This is a genomic window from Lentzea sp. NPDC020367, assembly GCF_044387305.1.
Lineage (GTDB): Bacteria > Actinomycetota > Actinomycetes > Mycobacteriales > Pseudonocardiaceae > Lentzea.
The window spans coordinates 1-15,679 of record NZ_JBIRVV010000032.1; the positions used below are offsets into that span (position 1 = coordinate 1).

Here is a 15,679-nt window from a genome sequence, read left to right on the forward strand (position 1 = left end):
CGCCCAACGCAACAGGCGTGCCATCTACCCGCGTGTGGCGCTATCCCCCGATCAGATTGCCGGGGGTCTGGGGGCAGCGCCCCCAGGGGAAGCACCCAACGCAACCAGGCCGCAAGCAAGGTGACCACGCTGACGCAGGCGTCCCCCCGATCTGGGAACCCCTACAACTCAACCTACTCACAGGGTCTGACAACGCCGAGCAATCCCGTAAGCCCCACGTAACCCCCATCAAGGGAACACGCCCAACCCCAAAATGGTTGGATCCACACGTGAGGCACTTCGACCTGGTCATCATCGGCACCGGCTCCGGCAACAGCATCCCGACGGACGCCATGGCAGGCTGGCAGATCGCCATCCTGGAAAAGGGGACCTTCGGCGGCACCTGCCTGAACGTCGGCTGCATCCCAACAAAAATGTTCGTCCACACAGCAGACCAGGCCGCAGCCCCAGCAAACGCCAAAAAGCTAGGCGTGGACGCCACACTGGACGCAGTCCACTGGCCAGAAATCCGAGACCGAATCTTCAACCGGATCGACCCGATCGCCGAAGGCGGCCGCAACTGGCGAGCCAACGAAAACGCGAACGTGACGGTCTACGAGGGCACGGCAAGCTTCATCAACGCGAACACGATCGACACGGGCACCGGCGAGACCATCACCGCCGACCGGATCGTGATCGCGGCAGGCAGCCGCCCCACCATCCCGGACATCGCGGACCTGGACACCACGGGCTTCCACACCAGCGACACGATCATGCGCCTCGACGAACTCCCCGAGAGCCTGATCATCGTCGGCAGCGGCTTCATCGCCTCGGAGTTCGCCCACGTCTTCAGCAGCTTCGGCGTGAAGGTCACGCTGATCGCCCGCTCGAACCTGCTCCTGCGCCACGAGGACCTGGAGATCGCCACCCGCTTCACGGACATCGCGAAGCAGAAGTGGAACGTCCTGCTCAACCGCAAGACCACCCGCGCCGAAAAAACGGACACCGGCGTCAAACTTCACCTGGAGGGCCCCAACGGCGAGGAAACCGTTGAGGCACAACAGCTCCTCATCGCCACGGGCAGGCAGCCCAACAGCGACCTGCTCCAGACGCAGAACGCCGGCCTCGACACGCACGCCGACGGCCGCGTGAAGGTGGACGAGTACCAGCGCACGAGCCAGCCGCACATCTACGCCCTGGGCGACATCAGCTCGGACTACCAGCTCAAGCACGTCGCGAACCACGAGGCCAAGGTGGTCCGGCACAACCTGCAGAACCCCGAGAACCAGATCAAGAGCGACCACCGCTTCGTGCCGGCCGCCGTCTTCTCCAGCCCGCAGATCGCGAGCGTCGGCCTGACCGAGGAACAGGCCAAGGAAAAGGACATCCGGTACGTCACCGCGACCCAGGCCTACGCGTCGATCGCGTACGGCTGGGCGATGGAGGACACGACCGGATTCGCGAAGCTGATCGCGGACCCGGCCACGGGGCAACTCCTCGGCGCGCACATCATCGGCCCGCAGGCGTCGACGGTGATTCAGCCGCTGATCCAGGCGATGAGCTTCGGGCTGGACGCGAAGTCCATGGCACAGGGCCAGTACTGGATCCACCCGGCGATGCCCGAACTGGTCGAGAACGCGTTGCTGAACCTGCCGCTGGACTGAAGTCCTTGAACGACAGGACTTCTGCCGCTGCCGCGAACGGCAATCACCGTTCAGGATGCAGCGATGACAGACAAAGTCCTCGTCGCCTACACCTCTGAAGTCGCCGCCACCGACGAGATCGCCCGGATCATCGGCACCGAACTCGCGGGCTGCGGACTGCGAGTCATCGTGCTCCCGGTCACCGCGGCCGAAACGCTGTACGGGTTCGGTGCCGTGATTCTGGGTGACGCCGCCACGCGCGATGCGCATCGGTTCGTGCGGCGGCACAAGGTTTCTCTCAAGCACACGCCCGTGTGGTTGTTCCACCGCGGCACTCCCCCGGTGCCGAACGACGTCACGCGGATGGCCCGGAAGCTCAACGCCCACGGGCCGATCAGCTTCGGCGGCGCGGCACCGGACTGGGACCGGGCGAAGGCGTGGGCGCGCTACCTCGCCGACCAGCTCACGGTGCTGCACCGCGGGTTCGTCTCCAACTAGGCCTGCTGGATCCGGACGGTGTTGCCGGCCGGGTCCCGGAACACGCAGTTGCGCACACCCCACGGCTGATCAGCGGGCTCCTGCACGACGTCCGCGCCGCCGGCCTGAAGCTTGTCGAACACGCCGTCGAGATCGGGCGTGGACAGGTTGATGAACGCGTACGAGCCGTTCTCGATCATCTCGGCGATCGCGGTGCGCTGAACGTCCGTCAGCCCCTCGGCCATGGCGGGCGGTTCCAGCACCACGGCAGAGCCCGAACCGACGGGCGCGACCGTGATCCACCGCATCGTGCCCTGGCCGACGTCGGCGCGGACCTCCCAGCCGAGCAGGTCGCGGTAGAACGCGAGCGAGGCGTCGGGATCGGTGTGCGGGAGGAACGTGGCGTGAATGCTGATGTCCATGCCGACAACGCTAGGACCAGCGAGAACGCTCCGCTTCTCGATTCCTGACCGACTACGGCTGACCGACTGGCTAGATGTACCGGGGACGCCCGGCGATCATGCCCAGCACGGTCAACGCGGCCAGCAACACCAGCTGCAGCGTCAACGACACGGTCCAGGTCCCGGTGGCCTCGCGGAGCACGCCGAACGCGAACGGCCCGGAGGCCGCGATCAGGTAGCCGATGCTCTGCGCCATGGCCGACAGCCGCGCGGTGTCCGAAGTGGACTTCGTGCGCAACGACATGACGAGCAGCGCCAGCGGGAACATGCCCATGCCGAACCCGATCAACACCACCCAGAGTCCTGGCGCGGCGGCGGGCGCCACCAGCATGCCCAGAATTCCGGCGAACGACAGCACTCCCAGCGCCAGCACCACCGGCGCCTGGCTGGAGAACCGGGCGGCGATCGGCGGCACGAACAGGCTCACCGGAACGCTCAGCAGCATCGAGCCGGCGAGCAGCATGCCGGCGGTGTTCCGGTCGACGCCCGAGTCGACGAGCATCGCGGGCAGCCAGCCCATGACGGTGTAGGCGAACAACGACTGCAGGCCGAAGAACACCGTGATCACCCACGCCAGCGGGCTGCGCAGCAACGACCGCTTCTCGACCGGCGCGGCCGACCGCACGACCGAAGCCGCGGAACCGTGGCGCGCACCGGCGAACCAGACGACGACCGCGCCCAGCGACAGCAACGCCCACGCGCCGACGGCGAGACGCCACGAGCCGAGCCAGTCCTCCAGCCGAGGCGTCAACGCGGCGGCCAGAGCAGCACCCGCGGACAGCGTTCCCGTGTAGACGCCGGTGATCAGGCCGACCTTCGTGGGGAAGGACGCCTTCACCACCACCGGGATCAGCACGTTGGACACCGCGATGCCCGCGCACGCGATGAAGGTGCCGCCCAGCACGACCCACGGACCGTCGATCACGCGCAGCACGAGGCCGAGCGTGAGCACCCCCAGTGAAAGTCCGATCGCACGAGCCATGCCGAGGCGGCGACCCAGCCAGGGGGCCGCGAAGGCCGCGAAGCCGAAGCAAAGCGCCGGAACGGCCGTCAGCGCACTGGTCCAAGCGGCCGAAACCCCAAGGGCGGCGCGGACATCACCGAGCACCGAGGCCAGACTGGTCACCGCAGGGCGGAGATTCGCGGCAGCGAGGGCGACCCCGATCGCGAGCAACGCGGACCCGACCAGCGGAACGTGACGATTCATGACGACCGTCACCCTGCGACCTGGATCGGTGGCAGTCTGTGCGGCAAGAGTCGTCTGCTTCATCGTCACGGGCACCACTATCGCAGACGTAGGATGTTCGGATGAAAGGATGACGCTGTGCCGTTGGCCACTACCCGACGGGCGGGCCTCGTCGACCAGGTGATCGAGCAGATGCGCAGCGCGATCACGACTGGTGAATGGCCCGTCGGGCAGCGCATCCCGCCCGAGCCCGAGCTGGTCACCGCGCTCGGGGTGGGTCGGAACACGGTCAGAGAGGCCGTGCGCGCGCTTTCCCACGCCGGACTGCTGGAGGTGCGGCAGGGCGACGGCACGTTCGTCCGCGCGACCAGCGAGCTCTCCGGCGCGGTCCGCCGCATGTGCGGGACGGAACTGAAGGAGGTGCTCCAGGTCCGCCGCACCCTCGAGATGGAGGGCGCGCGCCTGGCCGCGAAGCACCGCACGGACGCCGAACTGGCACGCCTCACCGAGTTGCTGCAGAAGCGCGACGCGGCGATGGAGGACGAGCAGTGGGCTGAGGTGATCGAGCACGACACCGCGTTCCACGTGCTGCTCGTGCAGTGCTCGCACAACACGCTTCTAGCCGAGCTCTACCAGGGCTTGACCGAGGCCGTCAAAGCTTCGGTGGCGGCGTCTGTCGACACCAGTCAGCCTGGTACCGACCAGGTGTCGCACACCGGGCTGCTGCACGCGGTCCGGGACGGTGACCAGGAGAAGGCGGCGATCGAGGCGGGCGGTTTCTTCGAGGAGCTGATCGAGAAGTTCTGCTGAGTCGCGCAACCGCGGACAATGGCTGTCCGCATGAGCTCATAGCGTGGGGGCCATGGAGATCACGCCGTTCCGCATCGAGATCCCGCAGACCGACGTCGACGACCTCCGCTCGCGCCTGGCCGGCACCCGCTGGCCGGAGGACGACCTGCCCGGTGTCGGCTGGTCCTACGGCATCCCGCTGAGCTACCTGCGCCCGCTGGCCGAGTACTGGCGCGACGGGTTCGACTGGCGCGCGCAGGAAGAGCTGCTCAACTCCTTCCCGCAGTTCACGACCGAGATCAGCGGGCAGCGCATCCACTTCCTGCACGTCCGCTCCCAGAACCCGGACGCGACGCCGTTGCTGCTGATCCACGGCTGGCCGGGCTCGTTCGTCGAGTTCCTGAACGTGATCGGGCCGCTGTCGGAGGACTTCCACCTCGTCATCCCGTCGATCCCCGGCTTCGGCTTCTCGGGGACGGTGAAGAAGCCCGGCTGGAACGTCCTGCGCGTCGCGTGGGCGTTCGCGAAGCTGATGGAGGGCCTGGGCTACGACCGCTACGGCACGCAGGGCGGCGACTGGGGTTCCGGCATCGCGCAGGAGATCGGCCGGGTGTTCCCCGAGCAGGTCATCGGCGTGCACGTGAACATGCTGCAGACGTTCCGGCCGCAGGGCGTGAACGACCTCTCACCCGAGGAACTGCGGGCGCTGGAGTCGCTCGACCACTACCAGAAGGACCTCTCCGGCTACATGCACCTGCAACGCAGCCGGCCGCGCACGCTCTCCTACGCGCTGACGGACTCGGCCGTCGGGCAGCTGGCGTGGATCGCGGAGAAGTTCCACGACTGGACGGACAACGAGGGCGCGCCCGAGGACGCGGTGGACCGCGACCAGATGCTGACCAACGTGTCCGTGTACTGGTTCACCGGCACGGCGGGCTCGTCGGCGGCGCTGTACAAGGAACAGTCGGCGACCTGGGGCCAGCAGCAGCCGTCGACGGTGCCCACCGGCGTCGCGGTCTTCCCGCACGACCTGAGCCTGCCGGTGCGGTCGCTGGCGGAGAAGATGATCCCGTCGATCGTGCACTGGACCGAGTTCGACCGCGGCGGTCACTTCGCCGCGATGGAGGAGCCGGACCTTCTGGTCCAAGACATCAGGAAGTTCTTCGGATCACTGTGAGCACAACACTTTCCACCCGCACCCTCAACCGCACGCTGCTCGCGCGGCAGCTGCTGCTGGAGCGGACGTCCATGCCGATCGTGGAGGCCGTCGAGCACCTCGGCGGACTTCAGGCCCAGGCACCGATTCCGCCGTACCTCGCGCTGTGGACGCGGCTCAAGCCGTACAAGGTCGACGCGCTGAGCAAGCTCATCATCGACCGCTCGCTGGTCCGGATGACGTTGTGGCGCGGCACTTTGCACCTGATCTCGGCCAACGACGTGTACTTGATGCGCACGGCGTTGCAGCCGGAGCTCAACAAGTGGGCGAAGATCGTGATGCCGCCGGCCACCCGCGTCGAGATCGACCTCGACAAGCTGGCCCGCATCACGCGCGAGTACATCGACGCCGAACCGCGCACGGTCGCGGAGATCGGCGCGCACCTGGAGGAGCACTTCCCCGAGGCCAAGGCGCGCGAGATGTCCACGCAGGCGCAGATGCTGGTGCCGATGATCCAGGTGCCGCCACGCGGGATCTGGGGCGTGGGCGGCGTTCCGCAGAACGTCGCGATGGCGTCGTGGCTCGGGCGCGAGCTGCCCGAGCAGGCGGCGGTGCCGGAGCTGATCAAGCGGTACCTGCGGGCGTTCGGACCGGCGACCTTGGCGGACATGCAGGCCTGGTCCCGGTTGATCGGACTCAAGGCGCACGCGGCGGACCTCGACCTGGTGGAGTACAAGAACGAGGAAGGCAAGGTGCTGCTGGACGTGCCGGACGGCGTGATCGTGTCCGAGGACGTACCGGCGCCCGCACGGCTGCTGCCCGCGTTCGACAACGTGTTGCTGGGCCACGCCGACCGCAAGCGGATCATGAGCGAGGACGCGCGGTCGCGGTGGGGCGCGGTGCGCAACGGCGTGTTCCCGCCGACGTTCCTCGTGGACGGGTTCCTGCGCGGCACCTGGAACGTGGTGGAGAACAAGGACGCGGCGACGCTGACGATCGAGCCGTACTTCAAGACCACGAAGAAGGACATGGCCGGCGTGATCCGCGAGGCCAAGGCGGTGCTGAAGGTGATGTCCCCCAAGAAACCGCACGTGATCCTCGCGCCCTAAGAGAGCTGCTTGATCACGTCGAGCGCCGCGGTGATGGCGGGCCTGCGCGAGGCCTGGGTCCGCCACACCGCGTACAGCCGCCGCGTGGGCGTGGGCCGCAACGGCACGGCCCGGACGCTGTCCGGCACCTCACCCCTGCCAAGTTGAGGGATCAGCGCGACCCCGATTCCCTTGGCCAGCAACGCGATCTGCGTCCGGTACTCGCTGATGTGGTACGCCACCACCGGTTCGATGCCCGCGCCGTGGAACGTCCGCACCAGCCAGTCGTAGCAGATCGACCCTTCGGTCTGGCAGATCCACCGCTCGTCGGCGAGATCGGCGGGTTCGAGGAACTCCCTGCGCGACAACGGGTTCGCGGCCGGGATCAGCACCTCGGCGACGTCGTCGGCGATGAAGACGCGGGACAGCGACGCCGGCACGGGCAGCGGCGTGTTGGCCCAGTCGTGCACGATCGCCAGGTCGAGTTCGCCGCGGGCGACGGCCTCGGTGGCGTTGGGCGGGTCGATCTCCGTGAGCCGCACGTCGAGAGCCGGGTGCCGGTCGATCAGGTCCGCCAGGACGCCGGGGAGCAGTCCGCGCGCGGCCGTGGCGAACGCGCCGATGCAGAGCCGGCCGATCGCGGCGCCCCGCTGTTCCTCCAGCGCCACCTCGGCCTCCTCGACGAGCTTGAGGACCTGGCTCGCGGTGTCGGCGAGCAGCCGGGCGGCGTCGGTGAGGCGGACGCCGCGGCCACTGCGTTCCAGCAGCGTGGTGCGGGTCTCGCGTTCGAGTTTGGCGATCTGCTGCGACACCGCGGACGGCGTGTAGCCGAGCACCTCGGCCGCGGCGCCGACCGTGCCGTGCACGGCGACGGCGTTCAGGGCCTTCAGCCTTCCCAGATCGAGCATGTAGCAATGCTAAACCCAAAGCCTTAGGTATCGGAACTGGTGCTAAATAGTTGTTGCGCGCAAGCTTGGTGGCATGAGTCCCCGTCACCTCCTGCTCGCTGTGCTGGTCGCCGCCATCTGGGGCTTCAACTTCGTCGTGCTCAAGGTCGGCCTGGACGAGTTCCCGCCGATCCTGTTCTCCGCGCTGAGGTTCCTCGCGGCGGCGGTGCCCGCGATCTTCTTCGTCGGCCGCCCGTCGGTGCCGTGGCGCTGGATCATCGCGGTCGGGCTGGTGCTGGGCGTCGCGAAGTTCAGCTTCCTGTTCATCGGGCTCAAGGCCGGCATGCCGTCCGGGCTGTCGAGCCTGGTGCTGCAGAGCCAGGTGATCTTCACGACGGTGTTCGCGGCGATCGTGCTGCGCGAACGGCCGAAGCCCGTGCAGATCACCGGCATCGCCCTGGCGGTCGCGGGCATCGGGGTGATCGCGTGGGACTACGGCCTCTCGTCGCCGCTGCTCGGGTTCGCGCTGATCATCGCGGCGGCTGCCTGCTGGGGCGTGTCGAACGTGCTGATGCGGTACGCGCGGCCCGCGGACACGCTGCGGTTCATGGTCTGGGTCAGCGCGGTGGCGGTGCTGCCGTTGTTCGCACTCTCGGCACTGACCGAGGACATGAGCGCGCTCGGCCGCCTGGACTGGAGTGGGGCAGGCGCCGTCGGGTACGTCGCGTGGATCTCGACGTTGCTCGGGTTCGGCATCTGGGGATTCCTGCTGCGCCAGTACGAGTCGTCGGTCGTGGCGCCGTTCTCGTTGCTGGTACCGGTGTTCGGGATGCTCTCGGCGTGGGCGTTCCTCGGCGAGGACCTGAGCTGGCTGCAGGCGGCGGCCGGTGGCCTGGTGCTGGCAGGGCTCGCTATTCCGCTGCTGCTGGGGCGCCGGGCGGCACGAACGGAAGTCCTGCCGGAGCCCCTCGTTCCAGCAGGTCGATGACGGCCTTCGTGTCGAGGTGATCGGCGACCAGGTCGCCCAGCAGGTCCAGCTGGGCCTCGCGGGCGGCCTGGAAGCTCACGTCACCCGGTTCGAAGTCGCGGCCCGCGCGCTCGGCCGCCCAGCGCAGGAACCTCCGGCGGAACGCGTCGTTCTCCAGCAGGCCGTGCCAGTGGGTGCCGAGGACCCGTTCGGCCTGGGCGCCTTCCGTTCCGATCAACGGCTCCTCGGCGCTGCGGACGACCTGGCCGTGGTGGATCTCGTAGCCGGTGACGGGTTCGTCCCACGCGGTGCCCGACGGCGTGGCGAGGGTCTTGCGTGAATCGAAGCGGATGTCGACGTCGAGCAGGCCGAGTCCGTCGACCGTGCCGCGGCCCGACTCCACGTCGTCCTCGATGCGCTTGGACAGCATCTGGAAGCCGCCGCAGATGCCGAGAACCGGGCCGTCGAAGCGCCGGATCGCCTGGGCCAGGCCTGTTTCCCCGAGCCACGCGAGGTCGGAGACGGTGGCCTTGGAGCCGGGCAGCACGACCAGGTCCGCGTCGGCCAGCCGGGATGGCTCGGTCACGAACCGCACGGAGACACCGGGCTCGCAGGCCAGCGCCTCGACGTCGGTGGCGTTCGAGATGCGCGGCAACCGGATGACGGCGACCCTCAACCAGTCGCGCTTCGGCGGCTGCGGCCTGCCGATCACGCCGTCCGCGTTGTAGGACAACGAGTCCTCGGCGTCGAGCCAGAGTTCCTCACGCCACGGCAGCACACCGAGCACCGGCCGTCCGGTCAACGCCTTGAGCTGGTGCAGGCCCGGTTCGAGGAGACTGGCGTCGCCGCGGAACTTGTTGACGACGAAGCCGGAGACCAACGCCTGGTCCGCCGCGTCCAGCACCGCGACCGTGCCGAAGAGGTGCGCGAACACGCCGCCGCGGTCGATGTCGCCGACGACGAGCACCGGCAGGTTGGCGTTGACGGCCAGGCCCATGTTCGCGATGTCGTTGGGGCGCAGGTTGATTTCGGCCGGCGAGCCCGCGCCCTCGCAGATGACGACCTCGTGATCGCGCCGCAGCCCGTCCAAAGTGGACAAAACGGTGCCGAGCAGCTGCTGCTTGCGTTCGCGGTAGCTCAGCGCGGACACCTCGCCGACCGCCTGACCGAGGACGACGACCTGGGACGTGCGGTCGCTGCCGGGCTTGAGCAGCACCGGGTTGAACCGGACGCTGGGCTCCTTGAACGCCGCCCGCGCCTGCACCGCCTGAGCACGCCCGATCTCGCCGCCGTCGAGTGTGACGAACGAGTTGTTCGACATGTTCTGGGCCTTGAACGGCACGACGTCAACGCCCTGGCGTGCCAGAAAGCGGCACAGACCGGCGACCAGGACGCTCTTGCCCGCGTCCGAGGTCGTCCCACAGATCAACATCGCGCCCCGCATGGACGCCAATGCTGCCATCATCACCCCCATGCTCACCGTCGTGCTCATGCACAGCCCGTTCCTCGGCCCGTCGAGCATGCGCCCGCTCGCCGACGAACTGGCCTCCGACGGGATGGCCGTCCTGCTGGTCGACCTGCAGATGACGATCAACGAGGCACCGGTGCACCAGCGGCTGATCGGCGCCTTCGCCGACGCCCTGGAGGACTCCGGCGTCGGCGGCCCGCTGGTGCTCGTGGGCCACAGCGGCGCGGGCCCGTTGCTGCCGTGCTTCGCCGACGCGCTCGAGACGGAGGTGGCGGGCCTCGTGTTCCTCGACTCCGACCTGCCGACGCCGGGCAGGTCGTGGCGCGAGACCGTCGATCCGGCCCTCGTGAACAAGGTCAAGGCGTCGGTGCGGGACGGCAAACTGCCGCGCTGGGACCGCTGGTTCGACTCGGACCCGTTGGTCCTCGTGCCCGCCGGTCTGCGCGAGGAGATGCGCGACGAGGCGCCCGAGGTGCCGTGGGAGTTCCTGAAGGAGCAGCGCCCGAGCGTCGAGTGGTCCGGGGCGTGCGGGTACGTGCAGCTGTCGCCGGTCTACGAGGACGCGGCGGCCAAGGCCACCGACCTCGGCTGGCCGGTCGAACGCCTGGAGTCGCACCACCTGGCGGCCGCGACGTCGCCGTCGGCTGTCGCGGCCGCGCTGAAGGCAGTGATCAGCAAACTGTGAGGATCTCCGAGCCGGTCTCGGTCACGACGATCGTGTGCTCGAACTGAGCGGTCCAGCTCTTGTCCTTCGTGGTGACGGTCCAGCCGTCGTCCCACATCTCGCCCTCGAAGTCGCCGAGGGTGATCATCGGCTCGATCGTGAAAGTCATGCCGGGCTCCAGCACGGTCTTCACCGACGGCTCGTCGTAGTGCAGGACCACGAGCCCGCTGTGGAACGTGCGGCCGATGCCGTGGCCGGTGAAGTCGCGCACCACGCCGTAGTTGAACCGGTTCGCGTACGCCTCGATGACGCGGCCGACGACGTTGAGCTCACGACCGGGCTTCACGGCCTTGATGGCACGCATCGTCGCCTCGTGCGTGCGCTCGACGAGGAGCTTGGCCTCCTCGGAGACGTCGCCCGCAAGGAACGTGGCGTTCGTGTCCCCGTGCACGCCACCGATGAACGCGGTGACGTCGATGTTCACGATGTCGCCGTCCTCGACGACCGTCGTGTCCGGGATGCCGTGGCAGATGACCTCGTTGAGCGAGGTGCAGCACGACTTCGGGAAGCCGCGGTAGCCCAGCGTCGACGGGTACGCGCCGTTGTCGCACAGGAACTCGTGTGCCACGGCGTCGATCTCGTCCGTGGTCACGCCCGGCACGACGACCTTGCCGGCCTCCTGCAGCGCCTGGGCCGCGAGGCGCCCGGCGATCCGCATGGCCTCGATGATCTCCGGCGTCTGCACCCACGGGTCGGTGCCGCGCTGCGGCGCGGGCTTGTCGACGTACTCGGGACGCACGATGCGCGAAGGCACCTGACGCCGCGGAGATTGCACACCAGGCTGCAGAGGGGCACGAACAGGCATGCGTTCCAGATTAGCCGCCCAGTCGCGTGCTGCCCCGAACCTGGTCCTCCGCCCGCGGCTCCGGCACCCGCGGCGCCGGCAGCAGGATGCCCGCCCGGAGCAGGCGTTCACGCATGGTCAGATCCTTGGTCTTGCTCATCACGGCACCGCCTTGAGGAACCTCGCCGCCACGTCCACGGCTGGAGTTGAAGTCTCTCCACTGAGCACCAAGGTCGCGAACGCGAGATCGCCTCGGTAGCCCATGAACCACCCGTGTGAGTGCACGCCGTCACCGAACTGCGCGGTACCAGTCTTGCCGCGCACGTCTCCGTACGGCTTGAGTTGCGGTGCAGTGCCCGACTCGATGACCTCCCGCATCATCGCGCGCACCGGATCCAGTGCGGCCACGGGCGGCGCGGCGGGCTGTTTGTCCGCTTTGGTCTCCCTGCCCCGCACCAGTTGCGGCACCGGCATCGAGCCCTTCGCGATGGACGCCCCGACCAGCGCCATGCCGAACGGCGACGAGAGCACCTTGCCCTGGCCGAACGCGTCCTCGGCCCGTTCCACGACGTCGGTCGCGGGCGGGACGGAACCGGTGATCGTGGTGAGGCCCGCGATGTCGAAGTCGACGCCGAGTCCGAGCGACAGCGCGGCGTTCGGCAGCAGCTCCGGCGTCATGTCGACGGCGAGCGTCGCGAACGTGGTGTTGCAGGAGAACGCGAACGCCGAGTGCAGCGGGATCGTGCCCTTGTCGAACTCGCTGGAGTTCGGCACGATCCGGCGGCCGTCGATGGTGGTCTTGCCGGGGCACGGCACCGGGGTGTCGGCGTTGACCTTGCCGGACTGGATCACGGCCAGCGCGGAGACCGCCTTCATCGTGGAGCCCGGCGGGAAGCGGCCGGTCAGCGCGAGGGCGCCCTGGGCGTCGGCGGGGTCGTTCTGCGCGACGGCCAGGATGTCGCCGGTCGACGGCTGGATGGCGACGAGGATCGCGGGCTGCGTGACCGGTTCGACGGCGTCCTCGGCGGCGGCCTGGATCGCCCGTGACAGCGCGATGTTCACGGCCTTGGCGGGCTCAGGGGCCTTGGAGTGCAGCTCCTCGACCTCGGTGCCCTGCGCGTCGACCGTGCTGACCCGGAAGCCCGCGTTGCCGGCGATGTCGTTCTCGACCAGCTTGCGCACGGCGGGCAGCACCTGGGTGGCGAAGTTGCGGCTCGGTGCCAGCAACGACGTCTGCGAGCTGAACCGCACGCCGGGCAGTTCGTAGATCAGCGGCTTCACGGACTGGTAGTCCGGGTCGCGCAACGCCGCCACCTGGTAGGCCTGGCCTTCGGGGGTCTTCGCCACGCCGTCGGTGATCGTCTGCTGGGTGATGGCCTTGTCGAGCGGGTTCAGCGCGTCCGCGAGGCTCTTCGTGACGGCCGCGACGTCGCCGGCCTCCTTCGCGACGAGAATCACCGAGACGACGCGTTCCGGTGCGAGCAACGGCGTGCCGTCGCGGTCGAGCACCGGCGCCGGGTCCGGGGTGAGCTCGGCGAGCTTGACGGACTGCTGCGGGGCGAGCTTCGGGTGCGCCACCGACGACGCCCAGTGCACCTTCCAGGCGTCGCCTTCCTGGCGCACGTCGAACTTGGTCGAGTACGTCCAGTGGCGGTTCTTGCCGAGGTTCCAGTCGAGCGTGACGGACGCCTCCGACGCCAGCTCGCCGTTCTTGCGGATCTGGTCGACCTTGCTGGTCAGGCCTTCCGGTTTGAGCGCTCCCCGGAACTTGTCCAGGGTCTCCTTGGCGTCGTTCGGGTTGTCGGTCATCCCTGCGGCACCCTGCACGTCACCGGACGCGAGTTTCGCCAGGAAGTCGTTGGTGATCTCCGGAGCCCCCGGTTCCGACTTGAACAGCCCACAGCCGCTCACCGTCACCAGCAACACCGTGATCGTCGCGAGAAGTCGCACTCGCGCGAGTATGCCCGTTCAGAAGAGGACAGTGGCGTATTGCCCGACTTGTTCGAAACCGATTCGCCGGTAGGCGGCCTGGGCCACGTGGTTGTAACCGTTGACGTAGAGGCTGGCCGTGCGGTTGAGGACTCGGGTGAGCCGGTCCGCCACCGCGGCCGTTCCGGCGGTGCCGATGCCCTCGCCCCTGCGGTCAGGGCGGACCCAGACGCCCTGGATCTGGCCGACGCGGGACGACATGGCGCCGATCTCGGCCTTGAAGACGACCTCGCCGTGCTCGAACCGCGCGAACGCACGGCCCGCGGCGATCAGCTCCGACACACGAGCCCGATAGCCCGCACCGCCGTCCTCGGCGCACGGGTCGATGCCGACCTCTTCGATGAACATGGAGATCGCGGCCGGCAGGTAGCGGCCGATCTCGCTGGGACGGACCTGGCGCACCAGCGGGTCCGGGGTGATCTTCGGGCTCGACGAGATGGCCATCAGCGGCTGGTCGCCGCGCACCTCGCGGGCGGGGCCCCAGTCGGGCTGCAGCTCGTCCCAGAGCGTCAGGACCTGCTCGGCGGGCCCCACGAGGCTCGAGCACATGCGGCCCCTGCGGCGGGCGCGGTCCGCGAACATGCGCATCGCCGACGCGCTGCCCTTGAGCGGGATCAGGTTCGGCCCGGAGAAGCACAGGCCGTCGACCCGGCCGCGCAGAGGCCGGGAGTCCGAGCCCCACATCTCGCCGCCCAGACGCCACGGGTCGAGGCCGGCCACCTCCACCCTTGCCGCGACCATGCACGCGGCTACGGGGTCGTTGTCGAAGACCCCGCGCACATCGATCAGGTCGCGTTCGTCGAGAACGCGCGCTCCGGCCAGCCTCAGCACGGCTCCAGCGTGCCAGATGAACGGCGTGTGTGGCATCAGCCAACAGTGCGCCTGTGCGTGGACACACGGTGAAGGGGCGCCTCGCGAAGTGAGACGCCCCTTCAGTCGTTCAGGTACTAGCCGACCGTGACGGCGGGAGTCCCGCCCTCGACCGGTTCCATCTCCTCGGCGAGGCGCATGGCCTCCTCGATGAGGGTCTCCACGATCGCGTGCTCGGGCACTGTCTTGATGACCTTGCCCTTGACGAAGATCTGGCCCTTGCCATTGCCGGACGCGACGCCCAGGTCGGCCTCGCGGGCCTCACCGGGGCCGTTCACGACGCAGCCCATGACGGCGACGCGCAGCGGCACCTCCATGCCCTCCAGACCGGCCGTGACCTGCTCTGCGAGCGTGTACACGTCCACCTGCGCGCGACCGCAGGACGGGCAGGAGACGATCTCCAGCTTGCGCGGCCGCAGGTTGAGCGACTGCAGGATCTGGTGACCGACCTTGATCTCCTCGACCGGCGGGGCGGACAGCGACACCCGGATGGTGTCGCCGATGCCCTGGCGCAGCAGCGCGCCGAACGCGACGGCCGACTTGATGGTCCCCTGGAACGCGGGACCGGCCTCCGTGACGCCCAGGTGCAGCGGGTAGTCGCACTGCTCGGCCAGCAGTTCGTACGCGCGCACCATGACGACGGGGTCGTTGTGCTTGACGGAGATCTTGATGTCGTGGAAGTCGTGCTCGGCGAAGAGCGACGCCTCCCACATCGCCGACTCGGCCAGCGCCTCGGGCGTGGCCTTGCCGTACTTCTTGAGCAGGCGCGGGTCGAGCGAACCGGCGTTGACGCCGATCCGGATCGGGGTGCCGTGGTCCTTGGCGGCGGCCGCGATCTCCTTCACCTGGTCGTCGAACTTGCGGATGTTGCCCGGGTTGACCCGGACCGCGGCACAACCAGCCTCGATGGCGGCGAAGACGTACTTCGGCTGGAAGTGGATGTCGGCGATCACCGGGATCTGGGACTTCCTGGCGATCGCGGGCAGAGCGTCAGCGTCGTCCTGCGACGGGCAGGCGACGCGCACGATGTCGCAGCCAGACGCCGTCAACTCCGCGATCTGCTGCAGAGTCGCGTTGACGTCGGACGTCAACGTGGTCGTCATCGACTGGACTGAGACGGGGAACTCGCTGCCGACACCGACGTTGCCGACCATCAGCTGCCTGGTCTTGCGACGTTCCGACAGCACCGGCGGCGGCAGTGCCGGCATTCC

Annotated in this window: 16 protein-coding genes; 7 read left to right on the forward strand and 9 right to left on the reverse strand. The window is 68.6% G+C overall.

Going from position 1 to position 15,679, the window contains the following annotated elements; translation table 11 throughout:
• The first annotated feature begins 269 nt into the window (after nucleotides 1-269).
• Entirely contained in the window at nucleotides 270-1,643 is a 1,374-nt protein-coding gene (locus tag ACH413_RS47450; RefSeq protein ID WP_360047300.1) for a mycothione reductase, read from the forward strand.
• Between the two features lie 63 nt (nucleotides 1,644-1,706).
• Complete coding sequence (locus ACH413_RS47455) at nucleotides 1,707-2,120, forward strand: hypothetical protein (protein WP_360047301.1); 414 nt, start codon at nucleotides 1,707-1,709, stop codon at nucleotides 2,118-2,120.
• On the opposite strand, the gene ACH413_RS47460 is transcribed toward ACH413_RS47455, so the two are convergent.
• Together ACH413_RS47460 and ACH413_RS47465 are read right to left on the reverse strand one after the other, a co-directional pair.
• Nucleotides 2,117-2,521 carry a VOC family protein gene (locus ACH413_RS47460; RefSeq protein WP_360047302.1) on the reverse strand — a complete coding sequence of 135 codons (405 nt, stop codon included), beginning with the start codon at nucleotides 2,519-2,521 and terminating at the stop codon, nucleotides 2,117-2,119. The genes ACH413_RS47455 and ACH413_RS47460 overlap by 4 nt on opposite strands.
• Before the next feature lie 70 nt (nucleotides 2,522-2,591).
• On the reverse strand, nucleotides 2,592-3,767 hold the full coding sequence (locus ACH413_RS47465) for an MFS transporter (protein ID WP_360047303.1): 1,176 nt from the start codon (nucleotides 3,765-3,767) through the stop codon (nucleotides 2,592-2,594).
• Nucleotides 3,768-3,884: 117 nt separating this feature from the next.
• Here ACH413_RS47465 and ACH413_RS47470 point away from each other — a divergent pair, with 117 nt between their 5' ends.
• Genes ACH413_RS47470 through ACH413_RS47480 form a run of 3 tightly spaced genes read left to right on the forward strand, consistent with a single transcriptional unit; the run spans nucleotide 3,885 to nucleotide 6,800 of the window.
• The gene (locus tag ACH413_RS47470; protein ID WP_360047304.1) at nucleotides 3,885-4,556 is read left to right on the forward strand and encodes a FadR/GntR family transcriptional regulator; all 672 of its coding nucleotides are present in this window, start codon (nucleotides 3,885-3,887) and stop codon (nucleotides 4,554-4,556) included.
• Between the two features lie 52 nt (nucleotides 4,557-4,608).
• Nucleotides 4,609-5,712 (forward strand): epoxide hydrolase family protein, encoded by a 1,104-nt coding sequence (locus ACH413_RS47475; protein ID WP_360047305.1) that lies wholly within the window; start codon nucleotides 4,609-4,611, stop codon nucleotides 5,710-5,712.
• Complete coding sequence (locus tag ACH413_RS47480; protein WP_360047306.1) at nucleotides 5,709-6,800, forward strand: winged helix DNA-binding domain-containing protein; 1,092 nt, start codon at nucleotides 5,709-5,711, stop codon at nucleotides 6,798-6,800. Before ACH413_RS47475 ends, ACH413_RS47480 begins: the two co-directional genes overlap by 4 nt.
• Here ACH413_RS47480 and ACH413_RS47485 read toward each other — a convergent pair.
• The gene (locus ACH413_RS47485) at nucleotides 6,797-7,687 is read right to left on the reverse strand and encodes a LysR family transcriptional regulator (RefSeq protein ID WP_360047307.1); all 891 of its coding nucleotides are present in this window, start codon (nucleotides 7,685-7,687) and stop codon (nucleotides 6,797-6,799) included. The genes ACH413_RS47480 and ACH413_RS47485 overlap by 4 nt on opposite strands.
• A 73-nt stretch (nucleotides 7,688-7,760) precedes the next feature.
• Between ACH413_RS47485 and ACH413_RS47490 the strand changes: the two genes are divergently transcribed.
• Nucleotides 7,761-8,654 (forward strand): EamA family transporter, encoded by an 894-nt coding sequence (locus ACH413_RS47490; protein ID WP_360047308.1) that lies wholly within the window; start codon nucleotides 7,761-7,763, stop codon nucleotides 8,652-8,654.
• Here the strand turns inward: ACH413_RS47490 and ACH413_RS47495 are convergent.
• Nucleotides 8,578-10,077, reverse strand: a complete 1,500-nt coding sequence (locus tag ACH413_RS47495) for a cobyric acid synthase (protein WP_360047396.1) — start codon at nucleotides 10,075-10,077, stop codon at nucleotides 8,578-8,580. The genes ACH413_RS47490 and ACH413_RS47495 overlap by 77 nt on opposite strands.
• 28 nt (nucleotides 10,078-10,105) lie before the next feature.
• Between ACH413_RS47495 and ACH413_RS47500 the strand changes: the two genes are divergently transcribed.
• On the forward strand, nucleotides 10,106-10,786 hold the full coding sequence (locus ACH413_RS47500) for a hypothetical protein (protein ID WP_360047309.1): 681 nt from the start codon (nucleotides 10,106-10,108) through the stop codon (nucleotides 10,784-10,786).
• Here the strand turns inward: ACH413_RS47500 and map are convergent.
• The 5 genes from map to ispG form a co-directional block, all read right to left on the reverse strand.
• Nucleotides 10,773-11,630: a type I methionyl aminopeptidase gene (gene map / locus ACH413_RS47505; protein ID WP_360047310.1), complete on the reverse strand. Its 858-nt coding sequence runs from the start codon at nucleotides 11,628-11,630 to the stop codon at nucleotides 10,773-10,775. The two genes, ACH413_RS47500 and map, sit on opposite strands and share 14 nt — an antisense overlap.
• Before the next feature lie 10 nt (nucleotides 11,631-11,640).
• Nucleotides 11,641-11,769, reverse strand: a complete 129-nt coding sequence (locus ACH413_RS47510; RefSeq protein ID WP_330273146.1) for a hypothetical protein — start codon at nucleotides 11,767-11,769, stop codon at nucleotides 11,641-11,643.
• Nucleotides 11,769-13,559, reverse strand: coding sequence for a penicillin-binding transpeptidase domain-containing protein (locus tag ACH413_RS47515; protein ID WP_360047311.1), 1,791 nt, complete (start codon nucleotides 13,557-13,559; stop codon nucleotides 11,769-11,771). The genes ACH413_RS47510 and ACH413_RS47515 overlap by 1 nt, the downstream gene beginning before the upstream one ends.
• An 18-nt stretch (nucleotides 13,560-13,577) precedes the next feature.
• Complete coding sequence (locus ACH413_RS47520; protein WP_330273144.1) at nucleotides 13,578-14,429, reverse strand: GNAT family N-acetyltransferase; 852 nt, start codon at nucleotides 14,427-14,429, stop codon at nucleotides 13,578-13,580.
• A 116-nt stretch (nucleotides 14,430-14,545) separates the two neighbouring features.
• Entirely contained in the window at nucleotides 14,546-15,676 is a 1,131-nt protein-coding gene (gene ispG / locus ACH413_RS47525; protein WP_036016096.1) for a flavodoxin-dependent (E)-4-hydroxy-3-methylbut-2-enyl-diphosphate synthase, read from the reverse strand.
• Between the last annotated feature and the right edge of the window lie 3 nt (nucleotides 15,677-15,679).